Annotated in this window: 23 protein-coding genes; 18 read left to right on the top strand and 5 right to left on the bottom strand. The window is 63.6% G+C overall.

Annotated elements, in window-relative coordinates; translation table 11 throughout:
• The first annotated feature begins 1 nt into the window (after position 1).
• Entirely contained in the window at positions 2 to 367 is a 366-nt protein-coding gene (locus CRO23_RS21085) for a cupin domain-containing protein (RefSeq protein ID WP_015376517.1), read from the top strand.
• A gap of 38 nt (positions 368 to 405) precedes the next feature.
• On the opposite strand, the gene CRO23_RS21080 is transcribed toward CRO23_RS21085, so the two are convergent.
• The 4 genes from CRO23_RS21080 to CRO23_RS21065 all read right to left on the bottom strand — a co-directional run bounded on the left by CRO23_RS21080 (position 406) and on the right by CRO23_RS21065 (position 4,391).
• Complete coding sequence (locus CRO23_RS21080; RefSeq protein WP_097102819.1) at positions 406 to 1,212, bottom strand: alpha/beta hydrolase; 807 nt, start codon at positions 1,210 to 1,212, stop codon at positions 406 to 408.
• 94 nt (positions 1,213 to 1,306) lie between these two features.
• Complete coding sequence (locus tag CRO23_RS21075) at positions 1,307 to 2,419, bottom strand: class II histone deacetylase (RefSeq protein ID WP_097102817.1); 1,113 nt, start codon at positions 2,417 to 2,419, stop codon at positions 1,307 to 1,309.
• Positions 2,416 to 3,603 (bottom strand): MFS transporter, encoded by a 1,188-nt coding sequence (locus CRO23_RS21070; protein ID WP_097102815.1) that lies wholly within the window; start codon positions 3,601 to 3,603, stop codon positions 2,416 to 2,418. The genes CRO23_RS21075 and CRO23_RS21070 overlap by 4 nt, the downstream gene beginning before the upstream one ends.
• A 140-nt stretch (positions 3,604 to 3,743) precedes the next feature.
• Positions 3,744 to 4,391, bottom strand: a complete 648-nt coding sequence (locus CRO23_RS21065) for a helix-turn-helix transcriptional regulator (protein ID WP_016929201.1) — start codon at positions 4,389 to 4,391, stop codon at positions 3,744 to 3,746.
• A gap of 481 nt (positions 4,392 to 4,872) precedes the next feature.
• Between CRO23_RS21065 and CRO23_RS21060 the strand changes: the two genes are divergently transcribed.
• The 7 genes from CRO23_RS21060 (at position 4,873) to CRO23_RS21030 (ending at position 12,334) form a co-directional block, all read left to right on the top strand.
• The gene (locus tag CRO23_RS21060) at positions 4,873 to 6,585 is read left to right on the top strand and encodes an arylsulfatase (RefSeq protein ID WP_097102813.1); all 1,713 of its coding nucleotides are present in this window, start codon (positions 4,873 to 4,875) and stop codon (positions 6,583 to 6,585) included.
• Complete coding sequence (locus CRO23_RS21055) at positions 6,582 to 7,766, top strand: anaerobic sulfatase maturase (RefSeq protein WP_097102811.1); 1,185 nt, start codon at positions 6,582 to 6,584, stop codon at positions 7,764 to 7,766. The genes CRO23_RS21060 and CRO23_RS21055 overlap by 4 nt, the downstream gene beginning before the upstream one ends.
• A 129-nt stretch (positions 7,767 to 7,895) precedes the next feature.
• Complete coding sequence (locus tag CRO23_RS21050; RefSeq protein ID WP_016929198.1) at positions 7,896 to 9,389, top strand: APC family permease; 1,494 nt, start codon at positions 7,896 to 7,898, stop codon at positions 9,387 to 9,389.
• Positions 9,364 to 9,954 (top strand): DUF3156 family protein, encoded by a 591-nt coding sequence (locus tag CRO23_RS21045; RefSeq protein WP_079450058.1) that lies wholly within the window; start codon positions 9,364 to 9,366, stop codon positions 9,952 to 9,954. Before CRO23_RS21050 ends, CRO23_RS21045 begins: the two co-directional genes overlap by 26 nt.
• Positions 9,947 to 10,729: an SDR family NAD(P)-dependent oxidoreductase gene (locus CRO23_RS21040; RefSeq protein WP_025305180.1), complete on the top strand. Its 783-nt coding sequence runs from the start codon at positions 9,947 to 9,949 to the stop codon at positions 10,727 to 10,729. The genes CRO23_RS21045 and CRO23_RS21040 overlap by 8 nt, the downstream gene beginning before the upstream one ends.
• A gap of 11 nt (positions 10,730 to 10,740) precedes the next feature.
• Positions 10,741 to 11,538: a MoaF C-terminal domain-containing protein gene (locus tag CRO23_RS21035; RefSeq protein ID WP_016929195.1), complete on the top strand. Its 798-nt coding sequence runs from the start codon at positions 10,741 to 10,743 to the stop codon at positions 11,536 to 11,538.
• 4 nt (positions 11,539 to 11,542) lie between these two features.
• The gene (locus CRO23_RS21030; protein WP_016929194.1) at positions 11,543 to 12,334 is read left to right on the top strand and encodes an SDR family oxidoreductase; all 792 of its coding nucleotides are present in this window, start codon (positions 11,543 to 11,545) and stop codon (positions 12,332 to 12,334) included.
• Positions 12,335 to 12,390: 56 nt separating this feature from the next.
• Here CRO23_RS21030 and hpaR read toward each other — a convergent pair whose 3' ends face one another.
• Positions 12,391 to 12,843: a homoprotocatechuate degradation operon regulator HpaR gene (gene hpaR / locus CRO23_RS21025; protein ID WP_004933183.1), complete on the bottom strand. Its 453-nt coding sequence runs from the start codon at positions 12,841 to 12,843 to the stop codon at positions 12,391 to 12,393.
• Positions 12,844 to 13,170: 327 nt separating this feature from the next.
• Here hpaR and CRO23_RS21020 point away from each other — a divergent pair, with 327 nt between their 5' ends.
• The 10 genes from CRO23_RS21020 to hpaB all read left to right on the top strand — a co-directional run bounded on the left by CRO23_RS21020 (position 13,171) and on the right by hpaB (position 23,298).
• Entirely contained in the window at positions 13,171 to 13,803 is a 633-nt protein-coding gene (locus CRO23_RS21020; RefSeq protein ID WP_025305184.1) for a fumarylacetoacetate hydrolase family protein, read from the top strand.
• Positions 13,800 to 14,564 carry a fumarylacetoacetate hydrolase family protein gene (locus CRO23_RS21015; protein WP_016929192.1) on the top strand — a complete coding sequence of 255 codons (765 nt, stop codon included), beginning with the start codon at positions 13,800 to 13,802 and terminating at the stop codon, positions 14,562 to 14,564. Before CRO23_RS21020 ends, CRO23_RS21015 begins: the two co-directional genes overlap by 4 nt.
• Positions 14,561 to 16,015, top strand: coding sequence for a 5-carboxymethyl-2-hydroxymuconate semialdehyde dehydrogenase (gene hpaE, locus CRO23_RS21010; RefSeq protein WP_025305185.1), 1,455 nt, complete (start codon positions 14,561 to 14,563; stop codon positions 16,013 to 16,015). Before CRO23_RS21015 ends, hpaE begins: the two co-directional genes overlap by 4 nt.
• Positions 16,016 to 16,052: 37 nt before the next feature.
• Positions 16,053 to 17,126 (top strand): 3,4-dihydroxyphenylacetate 2,3-dioxygenase, encoded by a 1,074-nt coding sequence (gene hpaD / locus CRO23_RS21005; RefSeq protein WP_025305186.1) that lies wholly within the window; start codon positions 16,053 to 16,055, stop codon positions 17,124 to 17,126.
• 50 nt (positions 17,127 to 17,176) lie between these two features.
• Entirely contained in the window at positions 17,177 to 17,563 is a 387-nt protein-coding gene (locus CRO23_RS21000) for a 5-carboxymethyl-2-hydroxymuconate Delta-isomerase (RefSeq protein ID WP_004933172.1), read from the top strand.
• A gap of 14 nt (positions 17,564 to 17,577) precedes the next feature.
• The gene (gene hpaH, locus CRO23_RS20995; RefSeq protein WP_004933170.1) at positions 17,578 to 18,381 is read left to right on the top strand and encodes a 2-oxo-hept-4-ene-1,7-dioate hydratase; all 804 of its coding nucleotides are present in this window, start codon (positions 17,578 to 17,580) and stop codon (positions 18,379 to 18,381) included.
• 76 nt (positions 18,382 to 18,457) lie between these two features.
• The gene (gene hpaI, locus CRO23_RS20990; RefSeq protein ID WP_074055321.1) at positions 18,458 to 19,252 is read left to right on the top strand and encodes a 4-hydroxy-2-oxoheptanedioate aldolase; all 795 of its coding nucleotides are present in this window, start codon (positions 18,458 to 18,460) and stop codon (positions 19,250 to 19,252) included.
• Positions 19,253 to 19,255: 3 nt separating this feature from the next.
• Entirely contained in the window at positions 19,256 to 20,626 is a 1,371-nt protein-coding gene (gene hpaX / locus CRO23_RS20985; protein ID WP_016929187.1) for a 4-hydroxyphenylacetate permease, read from the top strand.
• Between the two features lie 34 nt (positions 20,627 to 20,660).
• Positions 20,661 to 21,557 (top strand): 4-hydroxyphenylacetate catabolism regulatory protein HpaA, encoded by an 897-nt coding sequence (gene hpaA / locus CRO23_RS20980; RefSeq protein ID WP_004933161.1) that lies wholly within the window; start codon positions 20,661 to 20,663, stop codon positions 21,555 to 21,557.
• Between the two features lie 178 nt (positions 21,558 to 21,735).
• Positions 21,736 to 23,298: a 4-hydroxyphenylacetate 3-monooxygenase, oxygenase component gene (hpaB, locus tag CRO23_RS20975; protein ID WP_004933158.1), complete on the top strand. Its 1,563-nt coding sequence runs from the start codon at positions 21,736 to 21,738 to the stop codon at positions 23,296 to 23,298.
• Positions 23,299 to 23,305 lie beyond the last annotated feature (7 nt).

Below are 23,305 nucleotides of genomic sequence, written 5' to 3'. Positions count from 1 at the left end.
CATGAAACCGTTACTGCTTAAACAACCGTTGCCGGAACTGCTGGAGATCGGCAGCGTCAGCAACCTGGGCGCCACGGTGATCGCCGGCACGCCAAACGTCGGCGTGGCCAGCATTTTCGGCGAACCGACCGACAACCTGAACTGCGGCGTATTCAGCTGCACCCGCGGCAGCTTCGTGATGGAGTACCCGTTCGCCGAGCACGCCACGGTGTGGGAAGGTAGCGCGACCCTGACCAACGAACGCACCGGCGAATCGGTGCAATATCAGGCCGGCGACTCCTGGTTCGTCGAGAAGGGCACCCCGGTGCGTTGGGACATCACCTCGGATCGCTTCGTCAAACACTACCTCGCCATCGTCGAAGGCTGACGCCGTCATGCCCCCTCAGCCTGCTGAGGGGGAACGCCTTAGCCTAACGCCCGCGCAATAAAATCGGTCACCCGCTTGAGGATCTGATCCTTATTGGTTTCGTTAAAGCTCTCGTGCCGCCCGCCCGCATTGATCATCCGTTCGAAATCGTCGCCCTGCAGACGATCGAGCGCGGTTTGCGTTTCGCTCATCAGCACCAGCCGATCGTCGTCGCCGTGGATCCATAACGTGGGCAGCGCGCCGAAGCCCGGCCCGGCGTTGATGGCGGCGAGGATCCGCTGCATGGCGCGCAGGGTGGGGCGCTTGAACGGCCCGTGCCACACCAGCGGATCTTCCTGATACGCTGCGCCGACCGCCGGATCGCGCGCTAGGGTGGCGGTATCCAGCGGCGCGTCGGGGATCGTCGGCAGTTCGGCCAGATCGGAGATCGCCGTTCTGTCGCCGAGCAGCGGGCCGGACAGCACCAGCGCGCGCACTTCCTCGCCATGGCGCTGCACGTAGCGGGTGGCGATCATGCCGCCCATCGAGTGGCCGATCGCCACCAGCGGCAAGGTGGGGTATTGCTGCCGGAAATGGCCGACCACGCGCTGCACGTCGTCGACCACGGCGTCATAATCTTCGATCAGCACGCGCTCGCCCTGCGACAGGCCGTGGCCGAGGTGGTCGGGGCCGAACACCCGCGCGCCCTGCGCCTGCAGCGTGCGCGCCACGTATTGATAGCGGCCGAGATGCTCGCCGTAGCCGTGCACCAGCAGCGCCAGATAGCGCGGCTTGTCGTTTCCCCAGTCGTGCACGGCGATGTCGCCGTGACGGCCTTTGATAAAGCTGACGGTTTGTTCGGACATGTTATTGTTCTCATGGTGGTAGGGTTGCCCTTCAGCGTAGCGGCTGGCGGCGACGTTGTCAGGGGCGCCGGGTGCGGCGCCCGCAAAGGGGGGATTACAGGCCGAACTGGCGCGCCAGCGCATCGAGCGCTTCGCTCTGGAAGCGGTTGAAGGCGTCGCGCGGCTGCTGCTGCTGGATGAACGCCAGCAGCGGATCCTGCACTTCAGTGCGCACGCCGCTCAGCTGTTCCATTACCGCCAGCCCGCAGAACGGCACGTAGGATTCGGCGTAGCCGCCTTCGTGCACCATCACCAGCTTGCCGCCGCACAGCCGGTCGGCGGCGTCCTGCACCAGCGCGGTCATGGCGCGGAAGCTGTCGCTGTGCAGCTGCATGCGCGCCAGCGGATCGAGGGCGTTGGCGTCGTAGCCGCAGGCGACGATGATCAGCTCCGGCTCGAATTTTTCCAGCGCCGGGATGATGATGCGCCGCATGGCGTGCAGGTAGCCGTCGTCGCCGGCGCCGGCCAGCATCGGCACGTTAACGTTGCAGCCCGCCCCGTCGCCTTCACCGCGATCCTGCTCGCCGGAATAGCCCGCCGGGAAGCAGCCGTCCTGATGCAGCGACAGCGTCAGCACGTCGCCGCGCTGCCAATAGATGTGCTGGGTGCCGTTGCCGTGGTGCACGTCCCAGTCGAGCACCGCCACTTTTCCGAGGCCGTAACGGGCCTTGGCGCGCTCGATGGCGATGGGAATATTGGCCAGGAAGCAGAAGCCCATCGATTGATCCGGCAGGCAGTGGTGGCCTGGCGGGCGCGACAGCGCATAGGCATTATCCAGTTCGCCCTGCAGCACCGCCTCCACCGCCGCACAGGCCAGGCCGGCGGAGAGTTTGGCGATTTCATAGCTGCCCGGCCCCAGCGGCGCTTCCTCCCCCAGCAGGCCGCCGCCGCTGTCGCTCACCTGTTTGAAGCGCTGCAGGTAGTGGGCGGGGTGGATGCGCAGCAGATCTTCTTCCGTCGCCGGTTCAGCGCTCAGCAGGGTGAGCCGGCGCGACAGGCCGGATACGTCCATCAGGTTCTTCATGCGCCGTTTGGTTTCCGGCGACTCGGCATGGCCGGCGCCCGAGGGCGGTTGCACCCAGCCGCCGACCGGCAGTGTGGTGGCGTGCAGGCCGGTGCTGTGCCAGAAACAGCGTTCATCAAACAAGAAACCGGTTGTTCTTTTCACCTTTCTCCTCCTGTTATACGGCGCGGTGCGCGCGGTGAAGCCAGCGAAATCAACAGCAGCGACAGCAGCGCGCAGCCCAGCGCGCCGAGCAGCAAGGCGTTGAAACCGCCGAAAGATTCGATCAGAGAGCCGGCCAGCGTCGGGCCGATGGCCATGCCGCCGCCGATCACCAGGTTGATGCCGTTCATCAGCTTGCCGTCGTTATCCAGCCCGGCGACCCGCGCCAGAATGAACGGCAGCACGAAGGTCCAGGTGAATTTGAACAGCAGAGCGGCCAGGGCGAAGCGCAGCAGCAAGGGTTGGCCCGTCAGCAGCGCCACGCTGGCCAGCAGCAGGGCGTACCCCAGCACGATCAGGCGCCCGCCGCCGAAGCGCGCGCCGATCAGCGCCGCGGCGCCGGCGCCGACGATGCCGAGCAAGGTGGCGACGGCCAGCACCTGGCCGCTGTGAGCCGGCGACAGCCCGGCGCCGGCGGCGATGCCGCCGATAAAGGTCCAGACCGCGCTCAGGCTGATGTAAAAGGTCAGCACCGCCAGCACGGCGCACAGCTTGCGCGCCAGCGAGGCGGCGGAGCCGCTGCGGGCGGCGCGGGCGGCGGTGAAACCGTTGGGGAACGCCGGGATGAGCGGCAGGCAGCACAGCATGATGGCCGCCAAAATCAGGTAGACCGCCATCAGGCCGAAGTGCGCGAATAGCGGCGGCAGCACCAGCAGCCCGACCGCGCCCAGCACCAGCTGGCCGAGCACCCAGAAGGCATAGACGCGGCTGGGATTGGCGGTGCCGGCGGCGCAGGTGATGCACAGGATCATCAGGGTGCCGCCCGCCAGCGAGGCGATAAAGCGCAGCGGCAGCAGCAGGGTGAAATCCTGCACCAGCGCCGAAGCCAGGTTGCCGGCGATAAACACCAGCGCCGACAGCGTAGCGACCCGCCGCCAGTTGATGCGCCCGATCCACCACCACGCCGGCAGCGTGGCCAGGCTCATGGCACCGAGTTCGGTGGAGAACAGGTGGCCAATCTGCGCCGGACCGAGCTGCCACTGCGCGGCGAGCTGGGCGGCCACGGCGGGGGCGGTCATCAGAATGCCCGGCGCGATGGCGGCGAAGACGATAATGGCGGTCAGCAACCGCGGCGGGCAGGGGAGCGCCGCGCCGACGGCGGGCGCGGAAACCGAATCACTGGACATAAACCTTATTCCCCAAGCGTTAAGTGACGATGAAATATCCCGCTCGGCCCGATTGCGGGCAGGGGGAAGCCGCGCCATAAATGGCGAATACGTTCTGGCGTTATTTTTCGGCCGTCGGCAGCGGCGGCCGCTATCGGGCGTTAACCGTGGGCGAGAAAACCGCCGGCGACCAGTTCGGTGCGGTTCACCACGTCGGTTTTGGCGAAAATATTGCGCATATGGGTTTTCACCGTGGACAGCGAAATGCCCAGCTTCAGGGCGATGCGCTTATTGCTGGCGCCTTCGCGCACCAGGTTGACGATCTCTTGCTCTTTGGCGGTCAGCAGCTGCGCCTCGCCGTCGGGCAGCAGATCGCGCGTCGCCAGCTCGATCAGCGGCAGCACCGCGCGCAGTCGGCCGCGCTCCGCTTCGGTAAACGGCGTATCGCGGATCAGCGATACCCCGGCGACGATGCGCTTGCGCTGGCGGATGAAGATCTCCGTCATGTCGCGCATGTCGTTCGGCAGCATAAAGTCGTGGTAATAGCGGCGGTTGCCGGCGATCGCCGCCGGGCTCATGCCGACCATGGTGATGTCCTGGCGATGGAAATTGGCCGGCTGCAGCGGGTCTATCTGCTGGAAGTGGTTCAGGTACTGCTGATGCGTTTTATCGGGCATGCCGTGCAGGATGTAGTGATCCGGCCGCAGGTCGCGATCGACCAGATAAAACACCCCGGCGGACACCGGGATCAGGTGCGTAATGGTCGCCAAACAACTGTTGATAAAGGCATCGGATGCGGTGCTGTGCATGATTCGTGTTCCTCCCTTTATCGTTCAACTGGAGAATGTTGGCGGTCAATATATGAACGATACAAGCATAGTTGTAGCAATTTGGCAACACAATAAAAACATATTAACAACGTGAGGCCGATTGCAATAAAACACATAAATAACAAGATGACACTGCGTTAGTCAGGGCTTTTCAGGCTGTATTCATCGCGATTTTCATTAATAGGTTAATGAAATAATTCACCGCTTTTCCCGCTGAATTTACAGCGCTTTTCAATGCTTGCCTGGGCGAGGCCCTCGCCGCTCTGCGCGTGCTACAACCGGCGCGACCGTCGCCGTCCCTCGTTCTTAAGAACGATAGCCAGGCTTTTCCACCGCTTCCTACACTGCGAATTGAAGATAGCGCCAGGCGGCGCCAAACGTATAAGACGAAAAAATGATGACCTTTCTCGGGCTGAGGCGTCGGGTTGTTCAGTCCACATGACCATACGGGGAACGAACGATGCAGAAAAAAACGCTGGCGGTGGCGTTGAGCGGCGCCTTATCGGGCCTGGCTCAGGGGGCGGACGCCGATCGCCCCAATGTGCTGATCATTCTGGTGGACGATATGGGCTACTCCGACATCAGCCCGTTCGGCGGCGAGATACCGACCCCCAACCTGCAGGCGCTGGCCGAGCGGGGCGTGCGCATGAGCCAGTACTACACCTCGCCGATGTCGGCGCCGGCGCGGTCGATGTTGATGACCGGCAACACCAACCAGCAGGCCGGCATGGGCGGCATGTGGTGGTATGAGAGCACCGCCGCGCAGCCGGGCTATGAAATGCGGCTGACCGACCGCGTGACCACATTGCCGGAGCGCTTTCGCGACGCGGGTTACGCCACCATGATGGCGGGCAAATGGCACCTGGGCTATGTCGACGGCGCCAAACCGACCGATCGCGGCTTCGAGCGCGCCTTCGCTTTCATGGGCGGCGGCACCAGCCATTTCGACGATGCGAAACCGCTGGGCACCGTGGAGGCGTTCCACACCTTCTACACCCTGAACGGCAAACGCGTGTCGTTGCCCAAAGATTTCTACTCCAGCAAGGCCTATGCCGATCAGCTGGAACAGTGGATCCGCGAGACGCCGCAGAATAAGCCCGTCTTCGCTTATCTGGCGTTCACCGCGCCGCACGATCCGCTGCAGGCGCCGGATGACTGGATCGCCAAATTCGACGGCAAATACGACGCCGGCTACCAGCAGGCCTATCAGCAGCGCATTCAACGCCTGAAAGCGCTGGGGTTGATTTCCGATCGCACGCCGATGCCGACGCTGGCGCTGGATAAGGCCTTGAACGCGCTGACGCCCGAGCAGCAAAAATATGAAGCCAAGACCATGCAGGTGTACGCGGCGATGATTGCCTATATGGACGATCAGGTCGGCGCGGTGCTGAACACCCTGAAGCAGACCGGTCGCGATAAAAATACGGTGATCGTGTTCGCCACCGACAACGGCGCCAACCCCGCCAGCGGCTTCTACTACGGCTCGAAGCCGGAGTATTGGCGGCAGTTCGACAACAGCTACGCCAACCTCGGCCGCAAGGGATCGTTCATCTCCTACGGGCCGCACTGGGCCAACGTCAGCAATGCGCCGTATGCCAACTACCACAAAACCACCAGCGCACAGGGTGGCATCAATACCGATTTCATCATCTCCGCGCCACAGCTGAAAGGGCGCGGCGGCATCGACCGCACGCCGATGGCGGTGTATGACATCGCCCCGACGCTGTACGACTATGCCGGCATCGACGCCAACAAACCGCTGAAGGCGAAACCGACGCTGCCGATGGTCGGCGTCAGCTTCAAGCGCTATTTCAGCGGCGAGGCCAACGGCGTGCCGCGCGCGACCTACGGCGTGGAGCTGCATAACCAGGCCGCCTATGTAGACGGCATCTGGAAGCTGCGGCGGTTGGTGAAGGCCGGGCCGACGGCGCAGCTGGCGCCGTGGGGGCTGTTCAACCTGCATGACGATCCGCTGGAAACGCGCGATCTGGCCGCCGCTAACCCGGAACGGGTCAAACGGCTGAGCGAAGCGTATCGCCGCTTTGCGCAGCAGAGCATGGTCATTGAAGCCAAAGGCGCAGCGATCGACTATCTCGGCGTTGACGCCAGCACCGGTGACTACATCGGCCTGGATCCGCAGACCCACAAACCGTTGCCGCAGGCGGCGCCATGAATCTGGCCCAGCTGCGCGCGCAGCAGATCCCGGTGGAGAGCGAACCGCGCGCGGCGGCGCCTTTTCATTTGCTGGTGAAGCCGATCGGCGCCGGCTGCAACCTGGGTTGCCGCTACTGTTACTACCCGCAGCGCCAGCAAGAGCGGACGCGCAAGATGGACGACGACCTGCTGGCGGAGTTTATCCGCGGCTACATCGCCGCCCAACCGCGTTACAGCCGCGAGATCAACTTCGTCTGGCAGGGCGGTGAGCCGCTGCTGGCGGGGATCGGTTTTTACAAGCGGGCGCTGGCGTTGCAGCGCCGCTATGCGCCACCGGGCGTGCGGATCAGCAACAGCCTGCAGACCAATGGCACACTGCTGAACGACGCCTGGTGCCGGCTGTTCCGGCAGCATCACTTTATCCTCGGCGTCAGCCTGGACGGCGATCGCGAGGTGCAGGACGCCCACCGGCCGGACAAGCGCGGCGGCGCCAGCTATGACGCCGCGCTGCGCGGCATTGCGTTGTTGCAGCGTCATCAGATCGACTTCAACCTGCTGATGGTGGTGCACGACGGCGTCGCGGATCGCGCCGAGGCGATCTACGATCATGCGGTGGCGATCGGGGCGCGTTATTTGCAGTTCCAGCCGCTGATGCTGGAAGGGGATGCACCCACCGCCGGTTACGGACTGAGCGCCGCCAACTGGGGGCGCTTCATGCTGGCGATATACCGCCGCTGGCGCAGCCGCGGGCACGTTGGCCAAGTCTTTGTAATGAACATCGAACAGGTCTACGCGCAGTATTTCACCCATGTCAGCCCCAGCTGCGTGCACGCCGAACGCTGCGGCGGCAATCTGGTGATGGAGCCGGACGGGCGGCTTTACGCCTGCGATCATCTGATCAATGCGCAGCATCTGCTCGGCCATGCCGATCACCACACGCCCCTCGCCACCCTGGCGGCAAGGGCGGCGGAGATGCCGTTCGGTAAAAACAAAAGCCTGCGCCGCGAGTGCCAACGCTGCAGCGTGAAAAGCGTCTGCCAGGGCGGTTGCCCGGCGCATGTGGGCGAAGATCGCTACAACCGGCTGTGCGCCGGCTATTACGCCTTCTTTTCCGCGCTGCTGGCGCCGCTGCGCGCCTACCCGCGCAGCCCGCAGGGGGCGATGCAGTGGCGCGCCGCCGTGAGCGCGGCCGCAGGTTGAAAGCGTCTCGTCCTTAAGGACGATAGTCAGCATTTTCCTTTCCTCTCTATAGTGAGATGACCGCCGCTGGCGGTGAAAAACCTGCAAGCACCTGCATGCATCAGGCCAAAACTATAAGAGGAAATAACCATGAACCTGTCGTCGCGGTTGCACGCCCACCTGGCTCGAGGCAAGGTCGGCTTTCCCACCACCTTGGCCAGTTCGGTCGGGGTGATCATGGCCAGCCCGGTGATCCTGACGGTCACCAGCGGCTTCGGCATCGGCGGCGACACCTTCGCGCTGGCGATGCTGATCGCCTTCATCATGATGCAGGCGCAGCTCACCACTTTCTCCGAAGCGGCGGCGCTGCTGCCGACCTCCGGTTCGGTTTACGACTACATTTCCTGCGGCATGGGGCGCTTTTTTGCCATCACCGGCGCGCTGTCGGCCTACCTGATCGTGCACATCTTCGCCGGCACCGCCGAGACCATTCTCTCCGGCATCATGGCGCTGGTGAACTTCGAACACCTCAACACCCTGATGGAAAGTCACAACGCCTCCTGGATGGTCGGCGTCGGGCTGGTTGTCGTGTTCGGCATGCTCAACGCGTTCGGCATCGAGGCCTTCGGCAAGGCGGAGATCGTGCTGACCTTCGCCATGTGGAGCACGCTGGTGATTTTCGGCATCGTCGGGCTGCTGTCGCCGCATGCGGTGCCGCTCGAGGGCTGGTTCGGCAGCACGCTGAGCCTGAACGATCCCTTCGCGGTGTTCAGCCTGATCGGCATGGCGATGTTCATGTTCGTCGGCTGTGAGCTGGTGACGCCGATGGCGCCGGAGATCAAACGCTGCGATCGGGTGATCCCGCGCGCGATGGCGCTCGGGCTGTGCGGCGTGGCGGTGTGCATGGCGCTATACGGCGCGGCGCTCAGCCACCAGGTGGAAAACGTGGTGATCGACGCCGCCAGCGGCACGCGCCTGCTGGAAACGCCGATGGCCATCCCGGCGTTTGCCGGCCAGGTGATGGGCCAGTTCGGCAAGTACTGGCTGGGCGTCGGCCTGCTGCTGGCGGGCGCGGCGACCATCAACACGCTGATGGCGGCGGTGCCGCGCATTCTGTACGGCATGGCGCTGGACGGCGCGTTGCCGCGCATGTTCGCCTATCTGCACCCGCGCTTTAAGACGCCGGTGGTCGGCATTCTGGTGGCGGTCCTGATCCCCTGCGTACACGCCTTCGCCATTCAGGGCAACCTCGACAAGATCATTCCGCTGGTGCTGGCGGCGGTGTGCGCCTGGGGCGTGGCCTACCTGCTGGTGACCTGCTCGGTGGTGCTGCTGCGCCTGCGCCGCCCCGATCTGCCGCGCGCCTATAAATCGCCGTGGTTCCCGCTGCCGCAGATCGTCTCCAGCGTCGGCATCGTGCTGGCCATCGTTTACATCACGCCGCCGGGGATGAATCCGCGCGACGTCTACATTCCCTTCGGCTGGATGATCGGCCTGACCGCCGCCTATGCGCTGTTCTGGACGCTGTGCGTGCAGAAAGTGAATCCGTTCAAGCCGGTGCCGGTCGAACAGGTGCTGGAGAACGCGTTCGCCAAGGGTGAAAACGAGGAGGCGCAGTTTGATCGGCTTACTTCCCTCACTTAATCGCGCCTGGCGGCGAGCGCCGTCGGGCTATCGGCCGGGCGCCGCGCTGGATCGTCTGGCGCGCAACCTGGAACCCTACGCGTGCGAACGCCTGGCGCCGGGCCTGCTGCGGCTGACGCTGCCGCAGGGGACGCAGATCGAGGTCAGCGAACAGGTGCAGGGGCTGTTTATGGCGCATATCGTCAGCCACCGTTTTCGGCTGCAGGGCGCATGCGCAGCGCAGCCTCCGCTGACGCTGGACGTGGTGGCCGGCGGTTGGCTGCGGCGGCGCGGGGTGCGCTATCTGCTGCGTCAGCGCCATACGGCCGCGCAGCGGTTGCTGGCCGGCCTGCAGCGCTACCCGCAGATCGGCGAGACGCTGGCGCAGCTGGATTTTCGCCGCGTGCGGCTGACGGTGAACGACGGGCGCTGGCAGGTGGATATCGAGCATTTCGCCGCCTCGGAGGTGGTCAGCCGCGTGCCGGCCGGCCGCCGCTATCTGCGGCTGGATGCCGAACAGCGGCGGCTGCTGTTGAGCAGTCTGCTGATGATCGGCCAACTGATGGAGAAGCTGAATCATGAATAGAGTGGTTGTGATTACCGGCGGCGGCACCGGCGTCGGCGCCGCCTGCGCCCGTCTGCTGGCGGCGCAGGGCGATCGGGTGTTCATCATCGGCCGCCGTCCGGAACCGCTGACGGCGCTGGCGCAAGAGATCGGCGCGCAGGCGCTGGTGGGCGACGCCGCCAGCGGCGAGAGCTGGGCCCACACGCTGCTGCCGGCCATTCTGCGCGACGCCGGACGCATCGACTGCCTGATCGGCAGCGCCGGCGGCATGGGCTTCAAGCGCATTACCGAGATGACCGACGCGCAGTGGCAAGGGGCGATGGACAGCAACCTCAACAGCGCTTTCGCCAGTGCGCGCGCCTGCCTGCCGGAGCTGATCAAGAGCGGCGGCAACCTGTTGTTCGTGGCCTCGATCGCCTCGCTGGCCGCCGGGCCGGAGGTTTGCGGCTACGTTACCGCCAAGCACGCGCTGATCGGGCTGATGCGTTCCATCGCCCGCGACTATGGCCCGCTGGGCGTGCGCGCCAACGCGGTGTGCCCGGGCTGGGTGACCACGCCGATGGCGGACGAAGAGATGCAACTGCTGATGGACGCCCATCAGATTTCGCTGGAGCAGGCCTACCAAATGGTCTGTCGCGATGTACCGCTGCGCCGGCCGGCCAGCGCCGAGGAGATCGCCCGCGTCTGCCGTTTCCTCTGTTCCAGCGAAGCTTCCATCATTACCGGCGCGGCGCTGGTGGCCGACGGCGGCTCCACCATTGTCGATGTGCCGACCCTGGCTTTCACTTCCCTGTAAGGAGCATTTCCATGAGTTCAGAAGCGGTATTCATTCAGGTTGGCGCGCTGGCGGAAGGTTTTGCGCCGCACAGCAACACGCTGGAACGGCAGCACGGCCTGGCGGGCGCCACGTTGACGCTGCGCTTTAGCGACGGCGCGACGCAGCGCTGTCGGTTTACCGATGAGCAGACGCTGGAGTGGGGGGAACGGCGCGGTATCGCCTATCGCGCCACCAGCATTCGCCCTGGCGTGTTGTTCATCGATTTTCTCGATCCCGCCCGCGCCAACGCCAGCATTACGCTGGTGTGCGACCGCAATCAGGGCAACTTCAGCGCGGTGTACGGCCAACTGCCGGACGAAGCGCAGACGCGGCTTGACGCCTTCAGCCGGGTGGAACAGGGACTGCCGCTGACCGCGGTCGAGGCCGAATTCCGCTTCGGCACGCTGGATGACGCCGACGTGGCGCCGCCGGGCTTTACCGATGAGCTGATCGGCATGCGCAATATGTACACCTACAGCCCGACCGAACGGTACGAGCACATCTACCTGAACGACAACTTCTACGCCTGGCAGTGTCTGGACGGGGTGGAGAAAGGACTGGCGGATGTCGATCGCTGCCACTATGTGAAGGTGGCGGAGCAGCTTTATCTGTTCGTCTGGCGCGAGAAGATCATTCCGACGCTGGGGGTGGTGATGATCGATCTGCAGGGCATGCGCACCGACGGCAAGATCCTCGGTTATCAGGGCAGCGATTTCAGCGCGCTGAGCAACTTTGCGGTGGGCGCCCATGCGCAGGTGCTGAACACCACGCGCCACCCGCGAGGATAGGGCGATGAGCGCAACCTATGCGGCCGATGCCTTTGCGGGGCAGGTGGTGCTGGTGACCGGCGGCGCGCAGGGCATTGGGCTGGCGATCGTCAGCGCCTTTGCCCGGCTGGGCGCCGAGGTGACGATCGCGGACGTGCAGTTGCCGCAGGCGCAGGCGGCGGCGCAAACGCTGCGGGACGAAGGGGTGAGCGTGCAGGCGCTGGCCTGCGATCTGGCCGAGCCGGGGCAGATAGCCGAGTTGGTGGCGGCGGTGGGCGAGCGGCATCAACGGCTGGATGTGGTGATCCACAACGCTGCCTATTTTCCGCTGACGCCGTTCGCTGCCATCGACGCGGCCCTGTTGCAACGCACGCTGAGCGTCAATCTGATGGCGCCGTTCTTTCTGGCGCAGGCGGCGCTGCCGTGGATGCGCCGCGCCGGCGGCGGCAGCCTGCTGGTGACCTCGTCGGTGACCGGCCCGCGGGTGGCGTATCCGGGGCTGGCGCACTACGCCGCCTCCAAGGCCGGGGTGAACGGGTTTATTCGCGCGGCGGCGCTGGAGCTGGCGGCGGAGAATATTCGCGTCAACGGCGTGGAGCCGGGGATGATCCGCACGCCGGCGATGGCCAACCTGGGCGATGCGCAGGTGAATCAGGCGATCGCCGCTGCGGTGCCGCTCGGGCGGCTGGGGGAACCGGAAGACATCGCCGCGGCGATGGTGTTTCTCGCCTCGCCGGCGGCGGCCTACATCACCGGCCAGACGCTGGTGGTGGACGGCGGTGCGCTGTTGCCGGAAACGAATTCTCTGCTTACTTGACGCTACAGCGTTGTTGGCTGCAACGCCAATTAACTTGAGAATTCCGGTTGGTTAAATCACTGCTTGGCGGGATGCGCGGTGACGTTGGCGGGCAGGCTGTCGCCCAGGGTGATCAGCTCGTCCAGCAACGTCATCAGTTGGTCCATTTTCTGCCGCGAGAAAGCGGCTTCAATCTCGGCGTAGCCCTGTTCCACCTGGTGGCGCGCCACTTCATACAGATCCTGGCCCTGTTGGGTCAACGACACGTACAGCTTGCGCTGATCGTTAACCGGCTTGAGGCGGAAGATCAGCTTATCACGCTCCATGCGCGACAGAATGCCGGTCAGGCTGGGACGCAGGATGCAGGTTTCCGCCGCCAGTTCGTGGAATTCGATTGAACGGCTGTTGGCCAGCACGCGGATGATGCGCCACTGCTGTTCGGTCAGGTTGTGGCTTTTCAGGATCGGGCGGAAGAACCCCATGGCGGTTTCACGCGCCTGCAGCAGGGCGATGGTTAACGATTCATGCATAAGTTTGGCCTTAGCTATCAAGGTGTTCGCTGTTACGGCGCTCGTCATGGGGGCGCCTGCCCCGCAAAGCCCGATTTTGTTAATAACTTAATAGTAGCCAAAGTTACCCGTAGGGATAAAGCAAAAATGCGCGGCGCAGCGAAAAATGGCGAGAAAAATGATTAATGCGTTGAATAATCACGCCAATGTTCGTTGTTTGTGAATATTTTGTTATCACGATCACAAATCATTCCAAGCGCGTTGCGTAAAAGCTGCACAGCGTATAAAAGTAATCATTAATATGTTAATGAATGCCGGTTGTCATGTTTTGCCATTGGAGGAGTTCGCATGAAAGGCACCGTATTTTCCGTTGCGCTGAACCACCGCAGCCAACTGGACGCCTGGGATCAGGCGTTTCACCAGCCGCCGTATCAAACCCCGCCCAAAACCCCGGTGTGGTTTATCAAACCGCGCAACACCCACCTCGCCAACGGCGGGGCGATCCCGTTTCCGGCCGGTGAAACCGTGCAGAGCGGCGGCACGCTGGCGGTGATCATCGGCGATACCGCGCGCAAGGTGCCGGCGGCGCAGGTGGGTCGTTATCTGGCCGGGTATGCGTTGGCCAACGACGTCAGCCTGCCGGAAAGCAGCTTCTACCGCCCGGCGATCAAGGCCAAATGCCGCGACGGGTTCTGCCCGCTGGGAGAGATCGGCCAGCTGGAGAATGCCGATCGGCTGGAGATCGTCACCGAGATCAACGGCGTGGAGCAGGATCGCTGGTCCACCGCCGATCTGGTGCGCTCGGTGCCGGAACTGATCGCCGCCATCAGCGATTTCATCACCCTGCAGCCGGGCGATGCGGTGCTGATCGGCACCCCGCACCAGCGGGTGGAGATCAAACCGGGGGATGAGGTGACGGTGCGCGCCGCCGGCCTGCCCACTCTCACCAACCGCGTCACCCAGGCAGGAGCTGCATCATGAAACATGCCCGTATTCGCCATCATGGCCAGATCGTCAACGTTCAGGTGGACGACCAGCTGCGCGTCACGCTGCCGAACGGCGAGGTGCTGCAGGAGCGCGAAGTGGAATGGCTGCCGCCGGCGCAGGGCACGGTGTTCGCCCTGGGGCTGAACTATGCCGACCACGCCAGCGAGCTGGAATTCAAGGCGCCGGAAGAGCCGCTGGTGTTCCTCAAGGCGCCGAACACCCTGACCGGCCACCGTCAGGTGTCGGTACGCCCGGCCGGCGTGGAGTACATGCATTACGAAGCCGAGCTGGTGGCGGTGATCGGCAAGACCGCGCGCAACGTCAGCCGCGAGCGCGCCATGGAGTATGTGGCGGGTTACACCCTGTGCAACGACTACGCCATCCGCGACTACCTGGAGAACTACTACCGGCCGAATCTGCGGGTGAAGAGCCGCGATACCCTGACGCCGATCGGGCCGTACATTGTCGATCGCGACGACGTCGCCGATCCGCACCGGCTGGCGCTCAGCACCTACGTCAACGGCGAGCTGCGCCAGCGCGGCAGCACCGCCGACATGATTTTCGACATTCCGTTCCTGATCGCCTACCTGAGCGAATTCATGACGCTGCAGCCGGGCGACATGATCGCCACCGGCACGCCGAAAGGGCTGGCCGACGTGCAGCCGGGCGATGAAGTGGTGGTGGAGATCGAGGGCATCGGCCGTCTGGTTAACCACATTATCAGTGAAAAAGATTACGAGGAGAGCCTGCGATGAAAACCATCAACCACTGGATCAACGGCAAGAACGTCGCCAGCAAAGAGTATTTCACCACCACCAACCCGGCGAACGGCGAGGTGCTGGCAGAAGTGGCCTCCGGCGGTCAGTTGGAGATCGACCAGGCGGTGGCGGCCGCGAAAGAGGCTTTCCCCAAATGGGCCAACACGCCGATGAAAGAGCGCGCGCGCCTGATGCGCCGTCTGGGTGAACTGATCGACCAGAACGTGCCGCAGATCGCCGAAATGGAAACCGCCGACACCGGCCTGCCGATCCATCAGACCAAAAACGTGCTGATCCCGCGCGCTTCGCACAACTTCGAGTTCTTCGCCGAGGTGTGTCAGCAGATGAACGGCAAGACCTACCCGGTGGACGACAAGATGCTCAACTACACGCTGGTGCAGCCGGTGGGGGTGTGTGCGCTGGTGTCGCCGTGGAACGTGCCGTTCATGACCGCCACCTGGAAAACCGCGCCTTGCCTGGCGCTGGGCAACACGGCGGTGCTGAAAATGTCCGAACTGTCGCCGCTGACCGCCGATCGCCTGGGCGAGCTGGCGCTGGAAGCCGGCATTCCGGCCGGGGTGCTGAACGTGGTGCAGGGCTACGGCGCCACCGCCGGCGACGCATTGGTGCGCCATAAAGATGTGCGCGCGGTCTCCTTCACCGGCGGCACCGCCACCGGCCGGCGCATCATCGAAAGCGCCGGGCTGAAGAAATTCTCCATGGAGCTCGGCGGCAAGTCGCCGGTGCTGATCTTTGAAGACGCCGACATCGAGCGGGCGCTCGACGCCGCGCTGTTCACCATCTTCTCGATCAACGGCGAACGCTGCACCGCCGGCTCGCGCATCTTCATTCAGGAGAGCATCTACCCGGAATTCGTCAAACGCTTCGCCGAGCGCGCCAACCGTCTGCGCGTGGGCGATCCGCAAGATCCCAACACCCAGGTGGGGGCGCTGATCAGCCCGCAGCACTGGGAAAAAGTCTCCGGCTATATCCGCCTCGGGGTGGAGGAAGGGGCGACCCTGCTGGCCGGCGGCCCGGATAAACCGGCCGGTTTGAGCCACGGCAACTTCCTGCGCCCGACGGTGCTGGCGGATGTCGACAACCGGATGCGCGTGGCGCAGGAGGAGATCTTCGGGCCGGTGGCCTGCCTGTTGCCGTTCAAGTCGGAAGAAGACGGCCTGCGCATGGCCAACGACGTGGAGTACGGCCTGGCGTCGTACATCTGGACGCAGGATGTGAGCAAGGTTCTGCGCCTGGCCCGCGGCATCGAAGCCGGCATGGTTTTCGTCAACACCCAAAACGTGCGCGATCTGCGCCAGCCGTTCGGCGGCGTGAAAGCCTCTGGCACCGGCCGCGAAGGCGGCGAATACAGCTTCGAAGTGTTCGCCGAAATGAAGAACGTGTGCATTTCCATGGGCGACCACCCGATCCCGAAATGGGGCGTTTGAGCCTCAGGCCACAATAATAACGAAAGAGATGAGAACAATGACGACAAAACTGACCACTGATGCTGTCCCTGCTCCCGACGTCGTGCGCTGTGCCTACATGGAAATTCAGGTCACGAACCTTCAAGCCGCACGCGAATTTTACGTCGATATCCTCGGCCTGGTCGTGACCGCCGAAGAGGATAAAACCCTCTACCTGCGTTCGATGGAGGAGTTCATTCACCATAACCTGGTGCTGCGCGAAGGCCCGGTCGCCGCCGTGGCGGCGTTTGCTTTCCGCGTGCGCACGCCGGAAGACGTCGATCGCGCCGAAGCGTATTTCAAGGCGCTTGGTTGCCGCACCGAGCGGCGGGTGAACGGGTTCGCCAAAGGCATCGGCGATGCGGTGCGGGTAGAAGATCCGCTCGGTTTCCCGTATGAGTTTTTCTACGACGTGCAGCACGTCGAGCGTCTGGCCTGGCGCTACGATCTGTATACGCCGGGCGCGCTGGTGCGCCTCGACCACTTTAACCAAATCACCCCTGACGTGCCGCGCGCCGTGGAATACATCCAGGGGCTGGGCTTCCGCGTGACGGAAGACATCCGCGATGAAGACGGCGTGGTTTACGCCGCCTGGATGCGCCGCAAGGCGACGGTGCACGATACCGCGATGACCGGCGGCGCCGGGCCGCGCATGCACCACATCGCCTTCGCCACCCATGAAAAGCACAACATTTTGGCCATCTGCGACAAGCTCGGCGCGCTGCGAAAATCCGATGTGATCGAACGCGGCCCCGGCCGTCACGGCGTCTCCAACGCGTTTTATCTCTACCTGCGCGATCCCGATGGCCACCGCGTGGAAATCTACACGCAGGATTACTATACCGGCGATCCGGACAACCCGACCGTGACCTGGGACGTGCATGACAACCAGCGCCGCGACTGGTGGGGCAATCCGGTGGTGCCGAGCTGGTACACCGAAGGCTCGTTGGTGCTGGATCTCGATGGGCAGCCGCAGCCGGTCATCGAGCGCAGTGCGCCCAGCGAAATGGCCGTCACCATCGGCGCAGACGGTTTTTCCTATACCCGCGAGGGCGATACGGAAAAAGGTTTCAAACTTGGCAATACGCTGTAAATGCCGCTGCGCGGGCCGTGCCCGCGCCTATGCGCCGTCTGGAGAACGCTATGCCCCATTTTTACGCTGAATGCACCGACAACATCCGCCGCGAGGCGGATTTGCCCACCCTGTTCGCCAAGGTCAACGAGGCGCTGGCGGCGACCGGCATCTTCCCGCTGGCCGGCGTGCGCAGCCGCGCCATCTGGCTCGACACCTGGCAGATGGCCGACGGCAAACAGGATTACGCCTTCGTGCACATGACGCTGAAGATCGGCCACGGCCGCAGTCTGGAAAGCCGGCAGCAGGTGGGCGAGATGCTGTTTGCGCTGATCAAGGAACACTTCGCCGCGCTGATGGCGCAGCGTTACCTGGCGCTCTCTTTCACCATGGAAGAGCTGGATCCGGTGCTGAATTACAAACAGAACAATGTCCACGCGCTGTTCAACAAGGCGTGAATAAGGGGTCGTAAATGCTGGATAAAGAGCAGGTTAACCGCGCCGTGCAGCGCCTGCATCAGGCGGAAAAGAGTCGTGAACAGATCCGCGCCCTGTCGCTCGATCATCCCGAGATCACCATTGAAGACGCCTATGCCATTCAGCGGCAGTGGGTAGAACTGAAGATCGCCGAGGGGCGCACGCTCAAAGGCCACAAGATCGGCCTGACCTCACGGGCCATGCAGGTGAGCTCGCAGATCACCGAGCCGGATTACGGCGCGTTGCTGGACGACATGTTCTTCAACGACGGCAGCGACATTCCGATCGATCGCTTTATCGTGCCGCGGGTGGAGGTGGAACTGGCGTTCGTGCTGGCCAAGCCGCTGCGCGGGCCGAACTGCACGCTGTTCGACGTCTACAACGCCACCGACTACGTCATTCCGGCGCTGGAGATCATCGATGCGCGCAGCCACAACGTCGATCCCGAGACGCAGCGGCCGCGCAAGGTGTTCGACACCATCTCCGACAACGCCGCCAACGCCGGGGTGGTGATGGGGGGGCGGCCGATCAAGCCGGATGCGCTGGATCTGCGCTGGATCTCCGCGCTGCTGTACCGCAACGGCGTGATTGAAGAGTCCGGCGTGGCGGCCGCGGTGCTCAACCACCCGGCCAACGGCGTGGCCTGGCTGGCCAACAAGCTGGCGCCGTATGAGGTTGAGCTGGAAGCGGGGCAGGTGATCCTCGGCGGTTCCTTCACCCGGCCGGTGCCGGCGCGGCGCGGCGATACTTTCCACGTCGACTACGGCCCGATGGGCTGCATCAGCTGCCGCTTCGTCTAATAAGCCGGCTCGGCGAACCGGGCCGCAATAACCGGGCGGGGGCCACGCGGCGCACCCGCTTGTCAGGGAGAATGCGATGTTAACCAACCACTTCAAGCGAGCGCTGCAGGAAAAACGCCCGCAGATCGGGCTGTGGCTCGGCCTGTGCAGCAGCTACAGCGCCGAGCTGCTGGCCGGCGCCGGTTTCGACTGGCTGCTGATCGACGGCGAACATGCGCCCAACAACGTGCAAACGGTGCTGGGGCAGCTGCAGGCGGTCGCGCCTTACCCGAGCCAGCCGGTGGTGCGGCCGCCGTGGAACGACGCGGTGATCATCAAGCAGCTGCTGGACGTCGGCGCGCAAACCTTATTGATCCCGATGATTCAAAACGCCGAACAGGCGCGCGACGCGGTGCGCGCCACGCGCTATCCGCCGCACGGCGTGCGCGGCGTCGGCAGCGCTCTGGCGCGCGCCTCGCGCTGGAACCGGGTGCCCGATTACCTGCAGCAGGCCGATGAGCAGATGTGCGTGCTGGTGCAGATTGAAACCCGCGAAGCGGTGAAAAACCTCGATGCCATTTTGCAGGTGGAAGGGGTGGACGGCGTGTTTATCGGCCCGGCGGATCTCAGCGCCGACATGGGCTTTGCCGGCAATCCGCAGCACCCGGAGGTGCAGCGCACCATCGACGACGCGATTGCCCGCATCCGCGCCGCCGGCAAGGCTCCGGGCATTTTGATGGCCAACAAGGCGCTGGCGCAGCGCTATCTGGAAGCCGGTGCGCTGTTCGTTGCGGTAGGGGTGGACACCACTCTGCTGGCGCGGGCTGCGGAAGCCCTGGCGAACGAGTTCAAACAGGGCGGGGCGCAAGCGCCTTCATCGGGAGTCTACTGAACCATGAACCACGTCGATTCGCTGCCGCCGGCCAACCCGGCGCAGCAACATAAAGCGTTAACCGCCGCCGAGCAATCGGTGATTAAAAAGTTGTTTCGGCGCCTGATCATTTTCCTGTTCGTGTTGTTTGTTTTCTCTTTCCTCGATCGTATCAACATCGGCTTCGCCGGGCTGACGATGGGCAAAGATCTCGGCCTCAGCTCGACCATGTTCGGGCTGGCGGCGACGTTGTTCTATGTCACCTACGTGATCTTTGGCATTCCGAGCAACATGATGCTGAGCCGGGTCGGCGCGCGGCGCTGGATCGCCACCATCATGGTGCTGTGGGGCATCGCTTCCACCTGCACCATGTTCGCCACCGGGCCGACCAGCCTGTACGTGCTGCGCATGATCGTCGGCATCACCGAGGCCGGCTTCCTGCCGGGCATTCTGGTGTACCTCACCTACTGGTTCCCGGCGTTCTACCGCGCCCGCGCCAACGCCTTGTTCATGATCGCCATGCCGGTGACCATGGCGATCGGTTCGCTGGTCTCCGGCTATATTCTGGCGCTGGATGGGGTGATGAACCTGAAGGGCTGGCAGTGGCTGTTCCTGCTGGAAGGCATTCCGTCTGTGCTGCTGGGCGTGGTGGTGTGGTTCTATCTCGATGACACGCCGGCCAAAGCCAAGTGGCTGACCGACGAGGAAAAAACCAGCCTGAAGGCGATGATGGAGGCCGACAAGCTGCAGCTGGTGCAGCCCAACGGGCCGAGCAGCCACCGCGCGCTGCAGCAGCGCAGCCTGTGGCGCGAGATCTGCACGCCGATTGTGCTGATGTACACGCTGGCCTATTTCTGCCTGACCAACACCCTGAGCGCGATCAACATCTGGACGCCGCAGATCCTGCAGAGCTTTAACCAGGGCAGCAGCAACGTGACGATCGGCATCCTGGCAGCGATCCCGCAGATCTGCACCATCGCCGGCATGGTGTGGTGGAGCAAACGATCCGACAGGCTGCAGGAGCGCAAGCATCACACCGCGTTGCCGTACCTGTTCGCCGCCGCCGGCTGGCTATTGGCGTCCGCCACCGATCACAGCCTGATCCAGCTGCTGGGGATCGTGATGGCGTCGGTCGGTTCCTTTACCGCCATGGCGATCTTCTGGACCACGCCGGATCAGTCGATCAGCCTGGAAGCGCGAGCGGTGGGGATCGCCGTGATCAACGCCACCGGCAACATCGGATCGGCGCTCAGCCCGCTGCTGATCGGCTGGTTCAAGGATCTGACCGGCAGCTTCAACTCCGGGCTGTATTTCGTCTCGGCGCTGTTGATCGTTGGCGCCGTGCTGGTGTGGCGCATCCCGATGAAGGATTCGCGCCCGAGAGCGACGCCTTGATACGCAGATAGGCAGGATTGCAGGAGGTCATGAGGTGCGGAAAAGTACCGGCTTTATCGCCAACATCGATATTTGCAAAGAGTATGACGCGCGCTACGCCGCCGACGAGGTGCACTACGAAACCTTCGCCGGGCTGGCGGCATTCTTCGGCCGCGACATGCAGGTGCACTGGCACGACTGCTTCTTCCAGGTGCATTTCCTGGAGACCGGCAAGATAGAGCTGCAGCTCGACGATCAGCACTATTCGGTGCAAGCGCCGCTGTTCATCCTCACGCCGCCGTCGGTGCCGCATGCGTTCTTCACCGAACCGGACAGCGACGGCCACGTGCTGACGGTGCGCCAGGAGCTGATTTGGCCGCTGCTGGAGCGCCTGTACCCCGGCAGCAACCTGGCGCTGGACATGCCGGGCATCTGCCTGTCGCTGGCCGATGCGCCGCAGGAACTGACGGCGCTCAGCCACTACTGGGCGCTGATCCGCCGCGAGTTCGCGCAGAACCTGGCCGGGCGAGAACAGACGTTGGCGCTGTTGGCGCAGGCGGTGTTCACGCTGCTGCTGCGCAACACCGCGCTGGAAGACAGCGCCAACAGCGGCGTGCGCGGCGAACTGCAGCTGTTCCAGCGCTTCAACAAGATGGTGGACGAGCGTTTTCGCGAGCACCTGCCGGTGCCGGAGTATGCGCAGGCGTTGGGGGTGACTGAATCGCGGCTCAACGATCTGTGTCGGCGCTTCGCCAACCGGCCGCCCAAACGGCTGATCTTCGATCGGCTGCTGCGCGAGGCCAAGCGCATGCTGCTGTTCAGCGCCTGCACGGTGCATGAAACCGCCTACAGCCTCGGCTTCAAGGATCCGGCCTATTTCGCCCGTTTTTTCAATCGGCTGGAAGGCTGTTCCCCCTCGACCTACCGCGCGGCGCAACACGCCCTTTCGTAACCGCGATCACAGTTTGCCGCGAAAGCGGCAAACTGACCTGAAAAGTACCGGCGATTGCCGCAAAAGTCTCTTCTCGAAACCGGCTTTGGCAGCTTCAATTAAGCAACCAAAAGAAAACATTATTTTAACAAATGGCCGACTCCACGGCCTGAAAAATGCCGATGACGAGGAAGACCCGATGAAACCAGAAGACTTTCGTGCCGACAGCAAACGCCCATTCACCGGCGCCGAATACCTGAAAAGTTTGCAGGACAGCCGCGAAATCTACATTTACGGCGAGCGCGTGAAAGACGTCACCACCCACCCGGCGTTCCGCAACGCGGCGGCGTCTGTCGGCCAGCTGTACGACGCGCTGCACGATCCGGCCAGCCAGGATCGCCTGTGCTGGAATACCGACACCGGCAACGGCGGCTATACCCACAAATTCTTCCGCTACGCCCGCAGCCCGGAAGAGATGCGTCAGCAGCGTGACGCCATCGCCGACTGGTCGCGTCAAAGCTACGGCTGGATGGGGCGCACGCCGGATTATAAAGCGGCCTTCGGCTGCGCGCTGGGCGCTTATCCGGAGTTCTACGGTCAATTCGCCGATAACGCGCGCCACTGGTACAAACGCATTCAGGAAACCGGGCTCTATTTCAACCACGCCATCGTCAACCCGCCGATCGATCGCCATAAGCCGGTCAACGAGGTGAAGGACGTCTACATTCAGGTGGAGAAAGAGACCGACGCCGGCATCATCGTCAGCGGCGCCAAAGTGGTGGCCACCAACTCGGCGTTGACCCACTACAACTTCATCGGCTTCGGTTCAGCGCAGGTGATGGGCGATAACCCGGACTTTGCGCTGATGTTCGTGGCGCCGATGGACGCCGAAGGGGTGAAGCTGATTTCACGCGCCTCCTACGAGCTGGTGGCCGGCGCGACCGGTTCGCCGTTCGACTACCCGCTGACCAGCCGCTTCGACGAGAACGACGCGATCCTGATCATGGATCATGTACTGATCCCGTGGGAAAACGTGCTGATCTACCGCGATTTCGACCGCTGTCGCCGCTGGAGCACCCAGGGCGGTTTCGCCCGGCTGTTCCCGCTGCAGGCCTGCGTGCGCCTGGCGGTGAAGATGGATTTCATCACCGCGCTGCTGCAAAAGAGCCTCTCGTGCACCGGCGTGCTGGAGTTCCGCGGCGTGCAGGCCGATCTGGGTGAAGTGGTGGCCTGGCGCAACCTGTTCTGGTCGCTGAGCGACGCAATGTGCGCCGAAGCCACGCAATGGGAAAACGGCGCTTACCTGCCGGATTCCGCCGCGCTGCAAACCTACCGCGTGATGGCGCCGATGGCCTACACCAAGGTGAAACACATCATCGAGAAGAACGTCACCAGCGGCTTGATCTACCTGCCGTCCAGCGTGCGCGACATGAACAACCCGGAGATTGACAAGTACCTGGCGCGCTACGTGCGCGGATCGGACGGCATGGATCACGTCGAGCGCATCAAGATCCTCAAGCTGATGTGGGATGCGATCGGCAGCGAATTCGGTGGTCGCCACGAGCTGTATGAGATCAACTACGCCGGCAGCCAGGATGAGATCCGCCTGCAGTGCCTGCGCCACGCGCAGGGATCCGGCAACATGGATCGCATGATGCAGATGGTCGACAAGTGCCTGGCCGATTACGATCAGCACGGCTGGAAGGTGCCGCACCTGCGGAACAATGACGATATTAATCAGTTGGATAATCTGCTGAAGTAATTCAGGA

The organism is Serratia sp. JKS296 (assembly GCF_900215445.1).
Taxonomy (GTDB): domain Bacteria; phylum Pseudomonadota; class Gammaproteobacteria; order Enterobacterales; family Enterobacteriaceae; genus Serratia; species Serratia marcescens.
This window is presented reverse-complemented; position numbering and strand designations above follow the sequence as displayed.

Excerpts from the sequence above, each read along its gene's own strand:
- CRO23_RS21060 (WP_097102813.1), top strand. The coding sequence starts at position 4,873 with ATGCAGAAAAAAACGCTGGCGGTGGCGTTGAGCGGCGCCTTATCGGGC.
- hpaR (WP_004933183.1), bottom strand. The coding sequence starts at position 12,843 with ATGCATGAATCGTTAACCATCGCCCTGCTGCAGGCGCGTGAAACCGCC.
- hpaI (WP_074055321.1), top strand. The coding sequence starts at position 18,458 with ATGTTAACCAACCACTTCAAGCGAGCGCTGCAGGAAAAACGCCCGCAG.
- CRO23_RS21020 (WP_025305184.1), top strand. The coding sequence starts at position 13,171 with ATGAAAGGCACCGTATTTTCCGTTGCGCTGAACCACCGCAGCCAACTG.
- hpaB (WP_004933158.1), top strand. The coding sequence starts at position 21,736 with ATGAAACCAGAAGACTTTCGTGCCGACAGCAAACGCCCATTCACCGGC.
- hpaD (WP_025305186.1), top strand. The coding sequence starts at position 16,053 with ATGACGACAAAACTGACCACTGATGCTGTCCCTGCTCCCGACGTCGTG.
- hpaE (WP_025305185.1), top strand. The coding sequence starts at position 14,561 with ATGAAAACCATCAACCACTGGATCAACGGCAAGAACGTCGCCAGCAAA.
- CRO23_RS21085 (WP_015376517.1), top strand. The coding sequence starts at position 2 with ATGAAACCGTTACTGCTTAAACAACCGTTGCCGGAACTGCTGGAGATC.
- CRO23_RS21050 (WP_016929198.1), top strand. The coding sequence starts at position 7,896 with ATGAACCTGTCGTCGCGGTTGCACGCCCACCTGGCTCGAGGCAAGGTC.
- CRO23_RS21080 (WP_097102819.1), bottom strand. The coding sequence starts at position 1,212 with ATGTCCGAACAAACCGTCAGCTTTATCAAAGGCCGTCACGGCGACATC.
- CRO23_RS21030 (WP_016929194.1), top strand. The coding sequence starts at position 11,543 with ATGAGCGCAACCTATGCGGCCGATGCCTTTGCGGGGCAGGTGGTGCTG.
- CRO23_RS21015 (WP_016929192.1), top strand. The coding sequence starts at position 13,800 with ATGAAACATGCCCGTATTCGCCATCATGGCCAGATCGTCAACGTTCAG.
- CRO23_RS21055 (WP_097102811.1), top strand. The coding sequence starts at position 6,582 with ATGAATCTGGCCCAGCTGCGCGCGCAGCAGATCCCGGTGGAGAGCGAA.
- CRO23_RS21040 (WP_025305180.1), top strand. The coding sequence starts at position 9,947 with ATGAATAGAGTGGTTGTGATTACCGGCGGCGGCACCGGCGTCGGCGCC.
- hpaH (WP_004933170.1), top strand. The coding sequence starts at position 17,578 with ATGCTGGATAAAGAGCAGGTTAACCGCGCCGTGCAGCGCCTGCATCAG.
- CRO23_RS21000 (WP_004933172.1), top strand. The coding sequence starts at position 17,177 with ATGCCCCATTTTTACGCTGAATGCACCGACAACATCCGCCGCGAGGCG.
- hpaX (WP_016929187.1), top strand. The coding sequence starts at position 19,256 with ATGAACCACGTCGATTCGCTGCCGCCGGCCAACCCGGCGCAGCAACAT.
- CRO23_RS21070 (WP_097102815.1), bottom strand. The coding sequence starts at position 3,603 with ATGTCCAGTGATTCGGTTTCCGCGCCCGCCGTCGGCGCGGCGCTCCCC.
- CRO23_RS21035 (WP_016929195.1), top strand. The coding sequence starts at position 10,741 with ATGAGTTCAGAAGCGGTATTCATTCAGGTTGGCGCGCTGGCGGAAGGT.
- CRO23_RS21065 (WP_016929201.1), bottom strand. The coding sequence starts at position 4,391 with ATGCACAGCACCGCATCCGATGCCTTTATCAACAGTTGTTTGGCGACC.